The sequence below is a fragment of the Caballeronia sp. LZ035 genome (assembly GCF_031451175.1).
In the GTDB taxonomy this organism is placed as follows: domain Bacteria; phylum Pseudomonadota; class Gammaproteobacteria; order Burkholderiales; family Burkholderiaceae; genus Caballeronia.
In genome coordinates this window covers 25,527-45,093 of record NZ_JARUXS010000008.1, presented here as the reverse complement: position 1 = coordinate 45,093, position 19,567 = coordinate 25,527, and the positions used below count along the sequence as shown (strand labels likewise).

The window sequence follows — 19,567 nt, the reverse complement described above, 5'->3', positions numbered from 1 at the left end:
GATAGCCCGTGACTTCGATATGCAGGGCCTTGTCGACCGGCAGGCGGGACAGCGCCCGATCGGTCAGCACGTCCGCGAGAATGAGGCCGAACAGAAGGAGCGCGCTGAGGCCCGTCGCCGCGTTGACCCAAAGGCGCATGCGCGGTTGCGGGCGATTCACCGTGGAGACATCAGCCGGCGTCGCTCGGTTGGCCCGCGGCGCGCGCACCAACGGGATAAGGCATGCCAGCAGGATCGCCGCGAAGACTACGCAGCAGACCGCCAATGTCAAATGCCAGAGATCGAGAATGCGGGTGGCCTGAATGCCGGCGGGTGTCAGGGCGCTTTGCATGATACGTCGGCCATTTTCCCAGGAGTGATTGCGTCTCGTCGTAGATGGACGGAGTCTAGACAGCCATGTTCGACCGAGCAATCGTTGTTCCAATGAAAATGCGAGAAGTACTTGCAGAAGCGTCGCTCTGCTGAAGGCCGCCCGAAAGGGAACGTCATTTGCTCGCGTGATGCGAACACACCTAACACGTGCGAGGGAAGGACATGGCCGATTCAGACAACGGCGTTCGCAAGAGTGCCGCATACCCTTATTCGTCGGGCGGATGGGGATCGCTGAAGGCGGTCACCGGCGCGCTCATACAGGAAAAGGTACCGCTGAAGGAGAGCGCGGCTCTGCTGAAACAGAACAAGCCCGATGGCTTCGCCTGCGTGAGCTGCTCATGGGCCAAGCCGGCGGACCCGCATACCTTCGAGTTCTGCGAAAGCGGCGCGAAGGCGACCGCGTGGGACCTGACCGCGAAGCGCATGACGCCGCAGTTCTTCGAGCTGCACACGGTGACGGAGCTATGCGCGTGGCACGATCATGATCTCGAAGCCGCGGGGCGTCTCACCGCGCCGCTGCGCTATGACGCCACCACCGACAAGTACGTGAGCGTCACCTGGGACGAAGCATTCGAAGACATCGGCCGCGAGCTGCGCGCGCTTGATCCGAAGCGCGTCGCGTTCTATGCGTCGGGACGCGCATCGCTCGAAACGTCGTACATGTACCAGCTTTTCGCGCGCATGTACGGCACCAACAATCTGCCCGACAGCTCGAACATGTGTCATGAAAGCACGAGCGTCGGCCTGAAGGCCGCGATCGGCGCGGGCGTCGGCACGATCAGGCTCGAGGACTTCGATAAGACCGATCTCATATTCTTCTTCGGGCAGAACGTCGGCACCAATAGCCCGCGCATGCTGCATCAGCTCCAGGACGCAAGAAAGCGCGGCGTGCCGATTATCACGTTCAATCCATTGCGCGAGCCGGGGCTGATCAAGTTCGCCAATCCGCAATCGCCGCTCGAGATGATGACGCCGGCGCATACGGTGATCAGCACGCAATATCACCAAGTGAAAACGGGCGGCGATACGGCCGCGATGCTCGGCATCTGTAAGGCCGTCATTCACGCGGACGACCGCGCGGAGGAGAGCGGCGAGCCGCGCATACTCGACGTCGATTTCATCGACGCGCATACGACAGGCTTCGAAGCCTTCGCGGATTACGTACGCACCGCGTCGTGGGACGATATCGAACGCGTGGCGGGGCTGCCGCGGAGCGATCTCGAAGCTGCAGCCGTAGAATACATGCGCGCGAACGCAGTGATGGCGCACTACGGCATGGGCATCACGCAGCACAGACAAGGCGTCCAAAACGTGCGCATGCTATGCAATCTGCTCTTCCTGCGGGGCAATGTTGGCAAGCCGGGCGCAGGGCCGTCGCCGGTGCGCGGCCATTCGAACGTGCAGGGGCAGCGCACGGTGGGTATCACCGAGAAGCCGGAGCTCGCGCCGCTCGATAAGCTCGCGAGCCAGTTCAACTTCGAGCCGCCGCGCGAGAAAGGCATGAACATCGTCGAGACCTTCGAAGCGATGCTCGATGGCAAGGTGAGCGCGGTCGTCAATCTCGGCGGCAATCTAGTGCGCTCGGTGCCGGACCGCATGCGGATCGAACCGGCGTGGCGCAATCTGAAGATCACGGTCAACGTCGCGACGAAGCTCAACCGCAGTCATCTCGTACATGGCGAGAAGTCGTACATTCTACCGTGTCTGAGTCGCATCGAGATCGATACGCAGGCAAGCGGCGCGCAGGCGGTGTCGATGGAAGACAGCACGGGCTGCATTCACGGATCGCGCGGCGTGGCCGAGCCCGCATCGGCGGATGCGTGTTCGGAGCCGTATATCGTCGCTGAACTGGCTAAGCATACGCTCGGCGAGAGCTCGACCGTTGATTGGGAAAGGTGGCGCGACGACTATGCGCTCGTGCGCGATGAAATCGCGAAGACGTATCCCGAGACCTTTCACGACTTCAACGAAAGAATGTGGACGCCCGGCGGCTTCCCGCGCGATCTGCCCGCACGCGAGCGCAATTGGAAGACGAAGAGCGGCAAGGCGGAGTTCTTCGTGCCCGAGACCATCGGTGAAGACCCGGACATGCCCGAGCGCGAACCGCAATCGCTGCGGCTTATGACGCTGCGCAGCGACAGCCAGTTCAACACGACGATTTACGGCCACGACGACCGCTTTCGCGGCATCAGCGGCGGCCGCATGGTGATTCTAATGTGCGCGGCGGACATGACGCGCCATGGTCTTAGGAAGGATGATCGCGTGACCTTGCGCACCATCGCCGACGATGGCTTCGAGCGGCGCGTCGCGGGTCTGCGCATCGAGCCGTACGACATACCGCAGGGATGCATCGCCGGTTATTACCCCGAGTGCAATCCATTGCTGCCATTATGGCACTGCGCGAAGGAAAGCAAGGTGCCCGGCGCGAAGTCCATCCCGGTACATATCGTCGAGGTGAACGGCACGCCGCGCGAACCTTGAGCGGCGTTACTCGCGATATCGGCGGCCCACGGAGGCAGGCCGCAGACAGTGCACAAGCGCGAGCGTGCCGATCGACATCAACGCAAACGATGCGAGTGGAAACGTGCCGACGGTATTTGCCGCGATAGCCGCGCGGGGCGGCTTTCCGCGACGAGCTGCATGCGGCGCTTCGTCATGCGCCTGCCGAGGTCGCCTAACTGCGATGCGAAGGCGCGCTCGGCCGTTGGAAGCAGCACCGTTTCTTCATCCGCGACGTGATGCATCACTTCACGCATGAGCTGCATGAAGCGCGCGTGATACGACGCATCCTCCGGACCTATCGAACGAAGCTTCGCGATGTCTTCGCGCATCTTGTCGTGCTCGGGTTTGCTCTTCGTGAGGCGGTCGTCTCCGGCAATCGCCACGCTGAGCGCGGGATAGAAGATCTCTTCTTCGAGTTGCGCGTGTATTTCCAGTGCCGTGCAGGCGAGCTCGACGATGGCGCGCTTTCTCCACCACAATGTTTCCGCGTGATAGCGATGGAATGCCGCCATCACATGCGTGTGATCCATGCGGATCATCGTTATTATGGAAGGGGAAACGGATGACATGTCCACGACGACTCCTATCCGAATCTGAGGGCCAGGGTGATGATGGAAAGACTGCTCATAGAGGTGGCCTCGCTCGTTCGGACAGTCTTCAGAGATTTTTAAGTGTAACGTCCGGGGCAGTCATGCTGCCAATTTGATCGCAGGCAGCGTCGCGAAGTATGCCTCATCCGGCGTGCGGTCTTCCAGACTCGAATGAGGTCGTCTCTGGTTGTACAGATTGATGTAATCGCCGATTGAGCGCCGGGCGTGGCCGACCGATTCATAGGCTTTCAGATACACCTCTTCATATTTCACGCTTCGCCACACGCGCTCGACGAACACATTGTCTCGCCAGGCACCTTTGCCGTCCATGGACAAGCGGATGCCCCGGCTGAGTACAGCCTCGGTGAACGCTGTCGCTGTGAACTGGCTGCCCTGGTCGGTATTGACAATCTCTGGTTGCCCGTATTTCGCGAACGCTTCTTCCAACACCTCGACAGCGTGCATCGCCTCCATCGTGATCGCTACGCAGTGGGCCAGTACCTTCCGGCTGGCCCAGTCCACCACGGCGGTCAGATACACGAAGCCGCGCGCCATCGGGATATAACTCGTATCCAGTGCCCAGACCTGGTTTGCCCGATTGATCGTCATGCCCCGCAGCAGATACGGCCAGATCTTGTGCTGCGCATTGCGTCGACTCGTGTTCGGCTTGCAGTACAGCGCCTCGATACCCATGCGCTTCATCAGCGTGCGCACGCGCCCGCGGCCAATCTCGTGTCCCTCGCGACGCAGCAGTCGCGCCAGCATCCTCGCCCCGGCAAACGGAAACTCCATGTGCAGTTCATCGATCCGACGCATCAGCACTGGTCTGCTTCGCTCACCGGTTGCGCCCGGTAATACACGCTCGATCTTGCGATACCAACGAGTCGCGCCTGGTGCGAGACCGGCAATGCGTGCGTACGATCGATCATCGCTTTGCGCTCAGCAATCCCGCCTTGTTGAGCGCGCCGCTTAAAAATCGTTCTCCAGCGTGAGTTGGCCGATCTTCGCATGTAGCTCCTTCAAATCGATTTGCGGCTCGCTTGACGCCGTGCCGCCTGCGCCAAACACGTCGGCGGCACGTTCCTGCAACAGCCGCTTCCATTCGGTGATCTGGTTCGGGTGCACATCAAACTGCTGCGCCAGTTCGGCTAGCGTGCGCTCGCCCTTGACCGCCGCCATCGCCACTTTCGCTTTGAACGCGGCTGAGTGCGTCCGTCGGGTTCTCTTCGTCATCTTCCTAGTTCCTTTGCCGGCATTATCGCCGGCTCAGGCCCCGAGCCTTCCACTTATCCGACTGTCCGAATTTGCGCGGCCATCTCTCATCGACTGGCCGTGTATCTGATCGACGCTCGCAAATAGCGCTACGCGGGGGAAGGGCACGTGCGCCCCTCGCTAAGGCTTCAGGACGACCTTGATACACCCGTCTTCCTTGTCCCGGAACGCCTTGTACATCGAGTGTCCATCTTCCAGACGCATACGGCGCGTGATGATGAAGGAGGGATCGATCTGCCCTTCCTGAATGCGGCTGAGGAGATCGTCGGTCCGGCGGTTGACGTGCGTCTGGCGCATGCGCCAGGTGAGCCCTTGTTCATCGCGGCGCCGAACGGAATCTTGTCGATCAGTCCGCCATACACTGCCCCGCACCGAAAGTGTCCCGGCCGGACGGCACACATAGATCATCTCGCGGAGAACGTGCGGCCGGTCGGTCCAGCATGGCCGCCTGCTTGGCGCGATCGTAGAGGGCATCGAACTAGCGCGTCGCGTGCGATTCCATGCCGTCAGCGTCAATGCTTTTCTCCGGACCTTTCCCTTGCGTCAGATCGCGCAGGTGATCCAGCACGCTTTCCTCCTTGAAATCGATTGTGATCGCGCCCGCCGCGCGCGCCGTTGCTAGACGCTCGGGCACGTGATCGATCACGATGACCTGCTTCGCGCCGAGCAGCAAGGCGCTGCGCACCGCCATTTGACCCACGGGACCCGCGCCCCAGATCGCGACGGTATCGGTCGGCTCAATTTCGCACTGAACTGGCGCCTGCCATTCGGTCGGGAAGATATCGCCGAGAAAGAGCGCATGCTCGTCGCTCAGTCCGTCCGGGATCTTCACATGCGTTCTGTCCGCGAACGGCACGCGCAGATCGCGTGGCTGATAATCCGCCTTCGCCCAACCAAGCGACCGGATGAGCCCTTACTCGCGATCAACCCGTGGCAGGTCCGCGAGCGTTTGGCCTGCATTGAAATCAGCGGCAACCATCTCGATGCTTACGCGTCCGGCCTCATCAACAACGCGGCGAACCTCTGGGCCTGCGACACGCTGCCCGTCCAACGGAAAGACTGTGACGACTGTGTCGCCCTTGGCCAGTGCATCCACCACTTCGATTACAGACGATGTGTGCGGAGTGACCTCAAATTGTTCTCCGCTCACGGACACCTGTCCCCAAAGTACATGTGTGATTCGTTGCGATTTTGCGTCCGTCCGAACCGCTGTTATAGCGTGCACTGCCATAGCTGCCCCTTTTTCGTTAAGGAAATCCTAGCACGGGCGTAACGGTCAGCCTCTCCCGGCCTTTTCGATTATCGCCAGCCGGCGTTGCACTCTTCACCGGCCGTGCGCCGACGATGCTCGCCATGCTGTTCTCGAGGTCAATCTACATCGTCAAGATGGTTTCTGCGAGCGTCGTTACACCGCCGCCAAATCCGAGCCACGAGCTGTTTGATCCAACGGCATTGAGAGCGGATCAGATGCCATTTGCGATTCCCCTATGCGAGCAACCTGCCTGCGGAGATCGGTAATCTCGGAGGCACGCCGTCGCCTCGAAAAGCCAGCCAGAGCAGGCGGGTTGGTAATAGTAGCTGCGAAAAGACGTAGCAGCCGCTTTCCCGCATCCCGAAACGAATTGCAACTCACGCCTTCCACGTTTGTCCCAGTGCCTGAACGAGATACCGATGCAGGCAGTCGCGTGCGTCCACGATGGGCGGCAAATGCGCAGGCATGAAGGCCAGACATTCAAGCAGTCCAAACGGCTGATAAGTTACGCGGCGGCGCGTGAGTGTATGAATACTGAAGCGTCGCTCCCAGAACAGGCGCCGTCCCAGCAGGGCGATCGACTTTGCTCGCGTATTGCCATCGCATATCAGCAATCCGAATTCGGGCGAATGCTGAACTGAGCCCGGCTACAGCCCGCAACCCAATCATAGAGAACGAACGCTCACTCGTCAGCGGCAGCCGATGGTGGGACGGTTCCGGTATCGCGATCGCGATGAGGCGTTGCATGCCTTTGGCTCACGACATCAAGGGAATCAACTTCCACTGCAACTGCCTCTGACTTGACGCTTATCGACCAGCTGCGCGCAACCGGTCAATGACCTCCGCGAGGGCCTGGAGGTTGAACGGTTTGGCAAGGCAGGCATCACATCCGGCCTCGAAAGCAATGCTCTCCTCTAGCATGACCGGTCGTCCTGTGAGGTCGGCTGAAAAAAGTGGACGCCAACATTCCGTAGAATTGAGGAATGGAGGCATTGATGAACGGAATCCCCAAAGCCGTGTACACGAAGGAATTTCGTGAAGAGGCAGTAAAGCTGGCAATGACTGACGGCGTTAGCGTGTCCGAAGCGGCGCGTCGACTGTCTATTTCGATGAAGACGTTGGCGAACTGGGTTCGCGCGGCAAAGGATGGCAAACTGGAGAACGTCGGACAAAGCCAGAAACCACTGACAGAGATCGAAGCGGAACTGGGGCGGCTCAAGCGAGAGTTGGCAGAAGTGAAGATGGAGCGCGACCTTTTAAAAAAGTTCGCGACGTACTTCGCGAAGGAGTCGCGGTGAGGTACGGCATTATCGAACAGATGCGACAGCATTACCCCGTGCCGCCGATGTGCCGGTTCTTGGGCGTGTCCATCAGCGGCTACGATGCCTGGCGCACACGGCCGGTGTCGCTGCATGCTGAGCAGGAGCTCCAACTCGAAGCACAGGTGCGCGCCGCTCACGAGCGAACTCGACAAACCTTCGGTCCGGAGCGGCTACAAAAGGATCTGGCGAATCACGGTGTTCAGATCGGCGTTCATCGCGTCAAGCGCTTGCGAGCAAAGCTCGGCCTGCGATGCAAGCAAAAGCGCAAGTTCAAGGCGACGACCAATTCGACGCACAACCTGCCAGTTGCACCGAACCTGTTGAATCAGGATTTCAAGGTAAGCGCGCCGAACCAGGCCTGGTGCGGTGACATCACGTATATCGCGACCGATGAGGGATGGCTGTATCTGGCCGGCCTCAAAGATCTGTTTAGCGGAGAGGTAGTCGGCTACGCGATGAGCGAGCGCATGACAAAACAGCTGGTAATGCGGGCGCTGTTTCGGGCTGTCACGTCACACCGACCACCGGCCGGCCTGATACAGCACACGGATCGCGGCAGTCAAGGCGGATTCAACCGGTCGACGCAACACCTTTAATCGACGGGGTGTTGCATGGTACGAAATGCAAAGCAGGTGTATCGGTTGACGGGTCGAGCAGCGATGTACTCACCGGGCGCGCCCTCGCTCGGAAACGAGATCGAGCGTCGCTTTTGGAAACAGATCGGAACCGGGATTACAAGCGAGAAAGCAGCGGAGGCGGTCGGTGTGTCTCAGGCGGTAGGCTCGCGCTGGTTCCCGCTATCGTGGCGGCATGCCACTATTCATGTCGAAACCTATCACTGGTCGATACTTGTCGTTCGCTGAGCGAGAAGAGATAGCATTGCTTTCTATTCAAGACATCGGTGTACGCGAGATCGCCCGCCGCATCGGACGCAGTCCATCAACCGTTTCAAGAGAGCTTACCCGCAATGCGGCGACACGTGGTGGGTACCTCGAGTATCGTGCTTCGGTCGCGCAGTGGAAGGCGGAGCGGTTCGCCAAACGACCAAAGCCGGCGAAGCTGGCAAGTAATGCACGGCTGCTCCAATATGTACGGGAGCGTTTGGAGGGCAAGGTGCGTGACACGCATGGCCATGATATTGCAGGTCCCAGGCAGGCGCCCTTTAAGGGGCGCAATAAACCGCATCGCGGGGACCGAAAGTGGGTCAACGGCTGGTCACCCGAGCAAATTGCTAATCGATTGAAGACCGATTTCCCGGATGATGAATCTATGCGCATCTCTCATGAAGCCATTTACCAAGTCCTTTATATTCAAGGGCGTGGCGCACTCAAACGCGAGTTGGTGGGGTGTCTTCGCACCGGGCGTGCCTTGCGCGTTCCCCGAGCGAGAGCGCGTGCCAAGGCCTGGGCGCACGTCAGCGAGGAGGTGATGATTTCTAGCCGGCCTGCAGAGGTGCAAGATCGCGCTGTGCCGGGCCATTGGGAGGGTGACCTGATTATTGGCTTAAATCGATCAGCCATTGGAACGTTGGTGGAAAGATCAAGCCGCTTTACGATGCTCGTGCACTTACCTCGCGAGAAAGGCTATGGGGTGATCCCACGCACGAAGAACGGGCCTGCGCTCGCCGGCTATGGAGCTGTCACGATGGCCAACGCACTCAAGAAGACTGTGTCGGACTTACCTGCCCAGTTGTGGCGATCGTTGACATGGGATCGTGGCAAAGAACTGTCCGATCACGCACGCTTTACTATTGAGTCGGGCGTAAAGGTCTTCTTCGCCGACCCGCACAGTCCATGGCAGCGTGGTACGAACGAAAACACCAATGGCCTTCTAATACTACTGTGTCATAAAATCCATGGCATTATAGGAGCTTCTTCATCCTTTGCATGAGGAAGTGATGGACTGGGAAACATCGTTCGACGAGTACCTGGAACACCTATGCGAAACGATCGGACACAGTGATCGTCGCGCCGGTCTAGTGGGCTACTGTCAGGGGTTGATGCTGCCGATTGCGCGTAAAAGTGTTGAGCCGCTAGCGGCCCATCTCGAGCCACATCGGGTGAGCGCGCGGCACCAGTCCCTGCATCACTTCGTTTCAAAGTCCGATTGGTCTGACGCGGCGTTAATTGAACAGGTTCGGCGCTGGGTATTGCCGCACATGAATCCATCAAACGGGTTGTATTGGATCATTGACGATACGGGTTTTCCGAAGAAGGGAAAGCATTCGGTGGGCGTGGCGCGGCAATATTGCGGCCAGTTAGGTAAGCAGGATAATTGCCAGGTAGCCGTGAGCCTGTCCGTAGCCACCACGGAGGCGAGCCTGCCCGTCGCTTATCAGCTTTACTTGCCGCAGGAATGGGCGGACGATCCGGAGAGACGGCGGTTGGCCGGAGTGCCCGAGGAAATTGAGTTTGCAACAAAGCCGCAGATCGCTATCGCGCAACTGCGCGAGGCAAGGCAAAGCGGTGCCCCGAACGGAGTGGTGCTGGCGGATGCGGGTTATGGGAACGACACGACGTTTCGTGACTGCGTTAGTGAACTCGGACTGCAATACGCGGTGGGTATCCAGTCGAGCACCCGCGTATGGCCACCGGGCCTTGCTCCACTGCCTGCTGAATCTTCAAAAGGCAAGGCTTGCCGACCAAGAAGCCTTCAGCGACGGGTACCGGGACATAATCCCGTCGCAGTGAAAGACCTTGCGCTAGCGCTCGAACCATCCCGCTATCAGACCGTTTCGTGGCGCGAAGGTACGCGTACCGCCCTGAGTTCCCGCTTTGCGGCGCTGCGCGTGCGGGCCTCTCATCGCGATTATTGGCGCGCTACGCCGCGCGATGAGGAATGGCTCCTTATTGAGTGGCCCATTGGTGAAAGCGAGCCAACCAAGTACTGGCTTTCGACATTGCCCGACGCGACCGTTGTCGAACATCATCTTGTTCACGTCGCCAAAATGCGCTGGCGCATTGAGCGAGACTACCAGGATCTGAAGCAGGAGTTCGGCCTTGGACACTTCGAGGGGCGTGGATGGCGTGGATTTCATCACCATGCATCCCTATGCATCGCCGCTTATGGGTTTCTTGTTGCACAGCGCCTCAATGAAGGGCGTAAAAAAAACTCCGAAATCCGCAGCCCACCTGCCTTACCCACGGATTACGTCCCACGCGGCTCCCCAGCGAATGCAGCGACACGTACCTGACTCGATCGCAACGCTGCGCTGGCGAATTGCTGCTCACATCTCCAGGCGACTTCAGAGATGTCCGTACTGCTGCGTTACCTCAAATGTTTTATGACACAGTAGTACTAGAGGCCATCGAATCTGAAAAAGCTGAACGTGAGGCGGCGGTGATCAAGCTCCATCTTCGGCTCGGTCGCGGTCCTCTTTCTTAGGTGACTCCCAGGCAGCGTTGATTTTGCTGGCCACGCTCGAACATGAGTTCACGCGATGAACGGCCCTTCGTGAGCATTTAGCTGCCGTATAGCCGGGTGGCTTTCTTCATTCAGCCGCGAGCGGACAGCGCTATCCGCTCGAGCAGCAATCTGCGGTGTTCGACGCTGGCGTCGTGGGAATCCCGCATCACCCTGAGCACCAACGCTATGTCGAAGCCCTCCTGTCGCATCTGATTGATGCGTTCGGCCTGCTGCCGGATGCGGACATTCGCTACTTGAATATTTTCTGCGACGCTTGCGAGCGTCCGTCGCGTCTCTTCAAAATGCATTTTCATGTTTCGCTGGGCTCAATGCAGAGCCTCCTTGTCGCGATGGGCAAATTTGGGACGGGCGCTGCGGACTGGACGACGATGCAATATCACTGTAGCCCTTCGATGCCAGCAGGAGGTTGTCCTTTGCGCAAGCGTAATGGCCTGTCCGCGAGACAGGTACGCCTGTTGCATGTCCGGCCACATTTACTTCGCGAAGCGGTCAGGCGCTGCCAGGAGGTCCGCAGGGAAAGTGGCGACGCAGATGGCAACTCGCTTGCAGTGCAACATGTGTGTGCGAGCGACACCTCCGCGCATCCGGACGCTCTCATTCGTCCGTCTCAATCTCAATGCGGTCTGGATACACACCAGTATCGGCCGCTCCTGTTCTACTTGCTTTCCTGACTGAAAGGCACCTAACTCGCCAATGACGTCCTCGCCCGCACAGAGCCGCCGGCCCCACAACCCGTCCGGGAGGCGATAGATACGCAGAATCACGAATTCGTCTTTGCCGTTCTCCATCACGCTTCCCCGATAGCCGCGCTAAGCGCTTCCGTCACGTCAGATCAAACCTCAAGACGGCCATGGGCGTCAATCCGGGGTTGGCCGTCTGGTCCAAAGATAGCACGTAGAACAAGGCACTGGCTTAGCAGTCGGCCACCGCGAAAGCGCCTGACGAGCGCCTGCCAACAGATGCGGGATTTGGGAAGCCCGTGCGACCGTCAAGCCGTAGCCACAAATCGAGCACAGACGCGTCTGTCTACGATGCGGCTCGTCTCGATACAGGCCCCTGCAAACTGGCAAGAATAATTCTATAAACATAATATCGCTTTGTGCCTCGTGTCCTCGCGAGATGGGGCGCGATTTCCGCGTCGGGATCCGTCACGGGGAGTCGGCGGCACCAACTGAACACCAACCACATCGCTAATACTCGAGAAGCTGGTTTCCTTAACTCCGGAGGCGGCGACGGTCCTTCCGCCGCTTCGACCGTCGAGAACCTGATCGCGCTCAGGATAGAGGCTACGAGGAAAGCAACTCGACCGGATCTTGCCACACGCTGGTTTCACGAATCGTCTCCTCAGCATCCGCGGGCGAGTCGTAGCCCTGGGTTTTCGTTGCCGATCTTCGCGAGGCCGTACGCTTGAACGAACTCGGCGACCAGCGACGGTTCGGGCGAGCGAGTGAGTGACTTCCGAATCTTCTCACCGACTGTCTGAGACGTCCGACGCCCGAAACTGCGCTGATCTGCAAGTGGGGCGCGTTCCAATCATAGTCAATTAACCGCGGCAGTTGACTCTGCCACTCACGGAGCTATCGTCAAGAGTGGTGTATGGGCAGCTTGATAGCGTTCGACTTCAGGCGGCGAGTTTCTGCTGAACCGTTTGATCGCTTGCACCGGTTCGCCGTCCCTGAAGGCAATGCCCTCCAGCAACAGCTTGATCTGTTCGGGGCCGTTGATACGGCGCCAGGTTTTCTCGGCTTCCTCGATCAGCTTGAATGCCAGACCGAGGAAGGTTGGTCGCGACACACAGTTGCGGGTGCGAGTCGTCCGGTGGCGCACGGTCGCGAATGTCGACTCAATCGCATTCGTCGTGCGCAAATGCTGCCAGTGCTCGGCGGGGAAGTCGTAAAACGCCAGCAGGCTCTCCCGGTCCTTCTTCAGCGTTTCGGTCGCCTTCGGATATTTCGCGGCGTAGACCGTCACGAAACGATCGAACGCGGCATACGCGTCGGCGCGCGTCGCGGCCATCCAGATCGCCTGCAGGTCGGCCTTCGCACGCCCCTGCTGCGACTTCGGCAGCGCGTTGAGCACGTTGCCCATCTTGTGGAACCAGCAGCGCTGGCCGCGCGTTGCCGGAAACACTTCCTCCAGTGCAGCCCAGAAGCCCATCGCGCCGTCGCCGACTGCCAGCAGCGGGCCGGCCTGCAAGCCACGCGCCTTCAGGTCAAGTAGCAGTTCCTGCCAGGACGCCTTCGACTCCCGATACCCGTCGCCGATTGCCACACGCTCCTTGCGTCCATCTGGCCTCACGCCGATGATAACCAACAGGCACTGGCCGTCCGAGTTCTCGCTACGCAGGCCGGTGTGAATGCCGTCGACCCACCAGTACACGTAGCGCGATGTCGACAGATCCCGCCGGTTCCAGTTGGCGTGCTCGTCGGCCCATTGCGCCTTCGGACGGCTCACCACGTTGGCCGACAACCCCTTGGCGTCCTCGCCCAGCAGCACGCTCAGTGCCTCGCTCATGTCGCCCGTCGAGATGCCCTTCAGATACAGCCACGGCAGCGCAGCACTCACTCGCGGCGACTTCCGCACATATGGCGGCACGATCGATGAATTGAACTTCACGCCTGATCCTGAACGATCGCGAACCTTGGGGACCTTCACGGCAATCGGGCCGGCCGCCGTCAATACCTCGCGCTCCGGCAAATAGCCATTGCGCACCACCGCGCGCTGCCCGTGCAACGTCTTGACGTTTTCGAACCGCTCCAGCAGCGCCGTCAGCTCCGCTTCGATCGCCTGTTGAATCACCTGCCGGGCTCCGCGACGGACCAATTCGTCCAGGCCCAGACCGGTTTCCGATAGACCGACAACCGCTTTTTCCGTAAACTTGTTCATGGTGGATGGTTTGTTGTTTGCTGGTTTCCGACTTCGACAATCAGATTCTCAGCTAAAACCTCCACCGCCTTCAATCTCCCGCCTCAACTCCCCCGTACACCAGATTCGAGCTTAGCTCCCACTCACGCGAACCGACTTCACGCGCACCGACTTCACCCGCCGAGGGCAGCTGCGCAGCGCGTACCGACAGCGACCATCGTACCGCTCTACTACGATCCCGCGGATTTGCGGCACGCGGAAACCACCGACGCGATGGACCGCTATCTGCGCACCGAGCGCGATGACCTAGCCCATCTCGCATTGTTTGCATGGCTCAATGGTGCTCGCGGATCAACTAGGGCGTCGATCAAGCGATCAAGCGATCAAGCAGCATAGCAGCGCAAAACTAACGACCGCCACGTTGCGCATGATCGAACAGGCGTCGACGCTGGCGGCGGCGGACCCACTCGCGGTGCACCCGGTGCACCTGTTGTTCCGGCCGCTGTCCACGCAGCGCTCGAAGGGAGAGGGGCACTTTCGGCGCCTTTATCGACAATTGCAATGTGGGTCGCGGCACCGGCATTCTTGCGGATTTGGCTTGAGCGCGCCCGGCGCATCTGCCGCAGCGCGCGAAGGATCAGCACAGGCTCTACGCGCTCCACTCGCAGGCGTCCGCTTTTTGACTGACAGGGACGAGGTCAGAAGCCGAGTCCGCCCTCATGCTATGCATCGGCAGCACCTCGACTCGTGAACGCCGCGCTTTCGCCGAGCGCAAGTTCAGATTTCGTCGACCAAGCGCTCGATGCGCACATGACGCAAGACCTCCGCTTGTCGGGGTCGAGCGACATGCTCTCCAACTAAAAAGCGTTTCTCCGGATATTGCCGGATCGCGCATTCGACAGCGAACTTCGCGCTCTGCGCACTGACTCCGAGAGGCAGCACGAGCGTCGCGCCCATTGGTAGGGCAAGCAATTGCGCGTAGAGGGAAACAAACATCGCCTTCTCGTCCGGCTTCTGTGGTGCTCTGAATAAGCACCGTTTGTTCCCGATTGGAAGCCCGTGCTCGCTATGTGTTGCCGAGGCGCATTGGCGGAGGATACATGCATTTCGGCGGGCGGCCGGTCACGCGGGAAGGGCTGTACGCGCTTGCACGTGGCGTCCGACCAAAGCGTCGTGGGACTGTCCGAGCGACGTGCCTATGGTGAAACCGCGTCCGCTACATGCGATCTTTTCAAATGAAGAAAGCCCGCGCAACAACGTGCGCGTCTTCGGCGATGGCCCGACAACAATTGTCTCTTCTCACGGGTTCGGTTGCGACCAATCCGTGGGGCGGTATGTTGCGCCGGCATTCGAGGGCCGTTACCGAGCCGCGCTTTTTGACCTCGTCAAAGCGGCGGTTCGAATCTTGCAAGCTACGATTACGCGAAGTGCAGCTCGCTGCGTGGTTTACGTCGACGACATACTTCAGATTCTCGATGAGGTCGAGGCGCCGCGGGTCGTCTTCGTTGGCACCCGGTCAGCTCGGGATCGGCATGCTTGGGCAATCAAAACCCGAACGTTTTGTGGCAACTGTCATGATCGGCCTGTTACTGTCATTTTATTAACGACGGCGAACCCCGGCGGTTTCGCTCGTGCGGTCTTCGAGGAGTTGGTGGATACGTTTATCTCGGCATTAGCGACATACACCGCTGAGGCATGTCGGCAATCTAGGTAATGTGCAGAATCACGTGACAAAAGGGACCGTCAGAAAAGGAGCGCCAGACGCGCGGCCCGCATTTAGGCGCGTGAATTTATCACGTCAGTAGCGGTGACTGAGTCATCTCTGCGACGCGAAGCAAACGAAGCGGTTTTTCGCCGTTCTTACAACACCGGGTGCACAATAAAAGTCTAATAAAACCGTCTAGAAGGGGTGGAAATTGGACGGTTGCGGTTTTTTCGCCCGTTCTCTATCCTTCAAGACGCTGCTTCGAAAAACCGAAGGACGGATCATGGTGATACATTGCATTAACTGCGGTAAGTTATTTTATTTCGGCGACTCTCGTCAAAATGAATGTCTGTCCTGCCAGTCTGCCGACCTAGAAGCCGTTGCCACGACAATTATATTCGCAGGCGCGGCGAACGACGCAAAAATGACCGCTAAGGAATCTTTGCCCACGGCCCCCCTTGACTCAACCCGATGAATAACGCTCGGTCGGATGAGCCGGTAAAAAGGGCGTGTGATTGACGCATAATAGGTTTCCGAACGACGGGACGCCCATGCTATCACCTCCACGCTAGTTTTTGCGCCTTTCGATAGCAGCGTCAGTAAAGCAATGCGCTCTCAATTTAAATCGGGGAAACGCTGCGACGCTGTGGGTCGTCATGCATGCCGACATCGCACCGAGGACAACCGTGACCTTGCCGCCAGAAATTGGCTAAGCCAATAAAAGGCTTGCCGCCACATCGAGCCTAGCTTATGCGAGTTCTGCGTTATCTACTTCTTCTTTCAGGAGTTTTGGTTGGTTGCTACGGGTTTTTTGGCGTTGCGCCGGATTATCTCGGCTTCACGCCATTCGGTATTTCTGGCGCCTTTCTTTGCCTTCTCGCCGTCCTAGCAGACAGAGCAATCAATCGGGACCCGTACAAAATGATTGACGAATGAGCCGCGTCGCTAACTCACTGCTACGGTCCAACCAGCGCGCGTAAAAAAGTCACTACCTTCGCTGGATAGTCAAGCTACCGCTTTGCTCGGTGCATCGACGAACGAAGTTATGACATCGGGCTCAGTATTAGCGTGTTGAAGACGAAAGTCAGCGACTGGTGTAATTCCAATGATCGCACCACTTCCGGCGAGTGCCCAGTCAATGACCGTTCGTGGAAGGATGTATTCTCTCAGATTGCAGCAAGAGCGAGGAAAAATGTCAGACTTTTCCCATCAATTCAGTGAAATGCGCCGAGATTTTTGTTTTATCATACAATCTCTCAGGTTCTAGCAATCCTCGGTATGGCTAGAACATTCGCCGGCGCCTATGCGCCGGTTTTTTTGGATTGGCTGGCGTATTTCAGGGAAGGGCTTGGCCGGCTGTAAGAGACGGTGGGGTCGTTTGATGAGGACCGTCGCGTGCCTTCCTTAACGAATCGTCGTTCGCGGCGCTCTAGCGCTTTCCGCTTCCACGAGTATTGATTACTGAATCTCGAGCGTGCCACATTCCGGTCGTACATGGAGTACACACGGGTCAAGTTAATTCCCTAATATGTATATGTGTGGTCGAGAGCTCGGACTCGTCAGCCGTTGGACTCGTCATCGTCGATGGTAAAGAAAGGCGGTGCTAGTCATCAGCACCGAAATGGGCAGGATCGTGGCCTGTGCCATGAGATTCATGTCTCACTCATGTGCTTTCGGTCCTCTAGGCGCGGAGTGCACCATTTATTCGTACTCGGCAAGGTCTAGGTTTCAGCAAAACACGAGATTCATCACCGTGGCTCCCGGTTTGTGGAGTTTTTTGCCGTTCCAGCGCAAAAGATACAAAACTGCTTGCCGGAACCAACCCCGGCGAAGTTTGAACGCAACAGTTCGACGTGCAGGGCACGGAGACCTCCATTATGAACGACAACGAAATCACTTGGAAAAAGTCTGTTATGTTTGATGCCATCCGGGCGTATCAAGGCGGGCTGGCTGACATTCAAAAGCATATTGATGAAATAACCGACAAATTCAAAGGTCAGCATCTAGCGCCTGAAATGCGCGTCTTTATCGCGCAGTTAACCGGTTCAATTGTCGCTACCACGGTAGAGGTAGCGCAGGTGCTCGATACTTAAATGACTCGCTGCCCGGCGATGTCGTCATCGGTGGTGTCGGCCGCCCGGTCTACTGTGAGAAGAAGAAGGGGGCGGACGTCAGTTCGCCACTTACGCCGATTGGACGATCGTTTTGCCTTGGCGCAATCGGCCCGGCGGCGAACGCTGCGCTTTTACCAACCGATGTGATTTTCACTCAAGTGCCGAAGCTCAAGGAAGATTCTACGGTCTTCCAGCACATGACTTGCAGTAACTATTCCGCGGATGGTGCGTTTATTCCTTTCGCCGAGCCCCTCGGCCCGGCCGGCTTGCGCGGCAATTCTGCGGCGCCTCCAGTATTGTGTCGATCTGCCAGCGCGAGGTGAGACGCCCGATCGTTTTGTGTCCAGCTACGTTCGGACATTGCGTTAGCGGTCACGGATCGATTACAGCTCGTTGACTTTAGGACCTCTGTATGGTGGGCGGAGGTCGAAGCGCAAAGGCGAATGCCGACGGAAGCTGGCGACATCCTGAATTGAGTAGACGTGTGCGTATAGAGATGACCTCCCGCAGCCGAGCGCCCAATTGACAGGCTATCTGATGGCAGGCGACCGCCTAAGGTCGTTGATCGGCGGGGGTGAGGTCCGACCGTTCCCGGAATTCCTAATGGGACCCTTTCCCTCATTGATGGTCGATGGGCGGAAATCATCATCCCCGATGATAGTGCATTCAGCTCCGAACGCTGCCGGGTCGCATGCTGTGGTAGGTCGCCCTCTGGAAACGGTGCGCACTGAGACCGCTAACCGCGTGGGACCCCAGTAACGCTTCGTTTGGCATCTGCAGTGTCAAGCCGCGATCGGAGGCTGATCGACCTGACGTCGCTAGTAAAGGTCAATAATCGGCCGCTAAATGATGTCACTCTACCTACAATACCAGCCGGAGAGAAGGTTCATCTCCGAAAATGGTCAACGCGAGTTCGTTTGACTCTTTCGATGGGTTTCATCGGCGTGTAATCAAGCAACGTACGGTCCTGCCGTAAACGGTGAGATAGCGGTTCGCCGCGTTCAATCGAAGTCTCTGCAATACGCCCAATGAATTTTTCCGCATACCGTTTCGGATGCACCGCGCGCGCCGCGCTTTTATGCATAGGCATAGCGGCGGCGTTGCCTGCCCGAGCGGACGACGAACCACGGATTTTTACGCTGAGCGGCTTCGGCACGCTCGGCATGACGCATTCCTCGCTCGATACCGCCGATTACATGAGCAGTTCGCTGCAGCCGAACGGCTCGGGCGCGACCCGGAGATACGATTTCGAGAACGATTCGAAGTTCGGACTGCAGCTCACCGCGCGTGTGACCGACAAGCTCTCGGCGGTCGTGCAGGTGATCGCGCAGCACGAGTACGACAACACCTTGAAGCCGCGTCTTGAATGGGCGAACGTGAAGTACGCGTTCACGCCGGATTTCAGCGTGCGGGTCGGGCGTATCGAAGTGCCGACCTTTTTGAACTCGGAGTATCGCAACGTCGGTTATGCCTTTCCGTGGGTCCGTCTGCCAGTCGAGATGTACAACACGCAGCCGCTCACCAACAGCGACGGCGCGGATATCTCGTATCGCTTCGGCGCGCGCGGCGTGTCAAACACCGTGCGGGTGATCTACGGCTACAGCACCTTTCACGTGAATCCGGGCATGTTCCGCACCGAAGGCAAGAACATCCTCGGATTCGATAACACCATCGAGATCGGCAATTTCACCGGCCATTTCGGCTATCAGCATGCGACCGTCAATCTGCCGTTTCTGACGAAGCAGCCGGTCAATGTGTACAGCATCGCCGCGAGCTACGATCCGGGCCAATGGTTCGTGCAGAGCGAGCTCGCGCGCGTAACGGTCGAGCAGGTGACGCCGGGTTACGTCAGCGGCTATCTGATGGGCGGCGTGCGCTATGCGAAGGCGACCTTCTTCGCGACCTACGCGCAAGCGCACGGCCTAGGTCATCCGACCGCAATCCCAAACTACAACAACGGGCAGCGGGATGTGTCCGTCGGCGTGCGCTGGGACTTCATGCGCAATATCGATTTGAAGGTGCAGTACGACCATGTCTGGTTGCCGTCAAATTCGACCGGAACCTTCATCAACCAGCAGCCGGGTTATCGACTGGGAAGCGGCAGTAACGTCTTCTCGGCCGCGCTCGACTTCGTGTTCTGAGGAGCC

At 58.6% G+C, this 19,567-nt stretch carries 11 protein-coding genes and 5 pseudogenes; 6 read left to right on the top strand and 10 right to left on the bottom strand.

Annotated elements, in window-relative coordinates:
* Positions 1-331 (bottom strand): annotated as a pseudogene (locus QCE88_RS40690) (cytochrome C oxidase subunit II); the annotation flags it as partial.
* Between the two features lie 203 nt (positions 332-534).
* Between QCE88_RS40690 and QCE88_RS40685 the strand changes: the two are divergent.
* Positions 535-2,853 (top strand): FdhF/YdeP family oxidoreductase, encoded by a 2,319-nt coding sequence (locus QCE88_RS40685; protein WP_309911633.1) that lies wholly within the window; start codon positions 535-537, stop codon positions 2,851-2,853.
* 77 nt (positions 2,854-2,930) lie between these two features.
* Here the strand turns inward: QCE88_RS40685 and QCE88_RS40680 are convergent, their stop codons facing one another.
* The 5 genes and pseudogenes from QCE88_RS40680 to QCE88_RS40660 form a co-directional block, all read right to left on the bottom strand.
* Entirely contained in the window at positions 2,931-3,443 is a 513-nt protein-coding gene (locus QCE88_RS40680) for a hemerythrin domain-containing protein (protein ID WP_309911636.1), read from the bottom strand.
* A 120-nt stretch (positions 3,444-3,563) separates the two neighbouring features.
* Positions 3,564-4,373: an IS3 family transposase gene (locus QCE88_RS40675; RefSeq protein ID WP_309911635.1), complete on the bottom strand. Its 810-nt coding sequence runs from the start codon at positions 4,371-4,373 to the stop codon at positions 3,564-3,566.
* Between the two features lie 60 nt (positions 4,374-4,433).
* Entirely contained in the window at positions 4,434-4,697 is a 264-nt protein-coding gene (locus QCE88_RS40670) for a transposase (RefSeq protein WP_309911632.1), read from the bottom strand.
* A 159-nt stretch (positions 4,698-4,856) separates the two neighbouring features.
* A pseudogene (locus QCE88_RS40665) lies at positions 4,857-5,610 on the bottom strand (zinc-binding dehydrogenase); the annotation flags it as partial.
* Positions 5,611-5,649: 39 nt separating this feature from the next.
* A complete protein-coding gene (locus QCE88_RS40660) occupies positions 5,650-5,886 on the bottom strand; it encodes a hypothetical protein (RefSeq protein WP_309911631.1) in 237 nt (78 codons plus the stop codon).
* Positions 5,887-6,983: 1,097 nt separating this feature from the next.
* Between QCE88_RS40660 and QCE88_RS40655 the strand changes: the two are divergent.
* The 3 genes and pseudogenes from QCE88_RS40655 to QCE88_RS40645 all read left to right on the top strand — a co-directional run.
* Positions 6,984-7,873, top strand: a pseudogene (locus QCE88_RS40655) (IS3 family transposase); the annotation flags it as partial.
* Positions 7,874-7,921: 48 nt separating this feature from the next.
* A pseudogene (locus QCE88_RS40650) lies at positions 7,922-9,143 on the top strand (IS30 family transposase); the annotation flags it as partial.
* A 64-nt stretch (positions 9,144-9,207) separates the two neighbouring features.
* Positions 9,208-10,503, top strand: a complete 1,296-nt coding sequence (locus tag QCE88_RS40645) for an IS701 family transposase (protein ID WP_309911630.1) — start codon at positions 9,208-9,210, stop codon at positions 10,501-10,503.
* Between the two features lie 301 nt (positions 10,504-10,804).
* Here the strand turns inward: QCE88_RS40645 and QCE88_RS40640 are convergent, their stop codons facing one another.
* The 3 genes and pseudogenes from QCE88_RS40640 to QCE88_RS40630 form a co-directional block, all read right to left on the bottom strand.
* Complete coding sequence (locus QCE88_RS40640; RefSeq protein ID WP_309911628.1) at positions 10,805-11,029, bottom strand: hypothetical protein; 225 nt, start codon at positions 11,027-11,029, stop codon at positions 10,805-10,807.
* A 1,328-nt stretch (positions 11,030-12,357) separates the two neighbouring features.
* Positions 12,358-13,622, bottom strand: a pseudogene (locus tag QCE88_RS40635) (IS256 family transposase).
* 756 nt (positions 13,623-14,378) lie between these two features.
* A complete protein-coding gene (locus QCE88_RS40630; protein WP_309911625.1) occupies positions 14,379-14,597 on the bottom strand; it encodes a hypothetical protein in 219 nt (72 codons plus the stop codon).
* A gap of 2,586 nt (positions 14,598-17,183) precedes the next feature.
* On the opposite strand from QCE88_RS40630, the gene QCE88_RS40625 reads away from it, so the two are divergent.
* Complete coding sequence (locus tag QCE88_RS40625; protein ID WP_309911623.1) at positions 17,184-17,399, top strand: hypothetical protein; 216 nt, start codon at positions 17,184-17,186, stop codon at positions 17,397-17,399.
* Between the two features lie 907 nt (positions 17,400-18,306).
* Here the strand turns inward: QCE88_RS40625 and QCE88_RS40620 are convergent.
* Positions 18,307-18,585, bottom strand: coding sequence for a hypothetical protein (locus tag QCE88_RS40620; RefSeq protein WP_309911622.1), 279 nt, complete (start codon positions 18,583-18,585; stop codon positions 18,307-18,309).
* On the opposite strand from QCE88_RS40620, the gene QCE88_RS40615 reads away from it, so the two are divergent.
* A complete protein-coding gene (locus QCE88_RS40615; RefSeq protein WP_309911620.1) occupies positions 18,584-19,561 on the top strand; it encodes a hypothetical protein in 978 nt (325 codons plus the stop codon). The two genes, QCE88_RS40620 and QCE88_RS40615, sit on opposite strands and share 2 nt — an antisense overlap.
* The last annotated feature ends 6 nt before the right edge of the window (positions 19,562-19,567 follow it).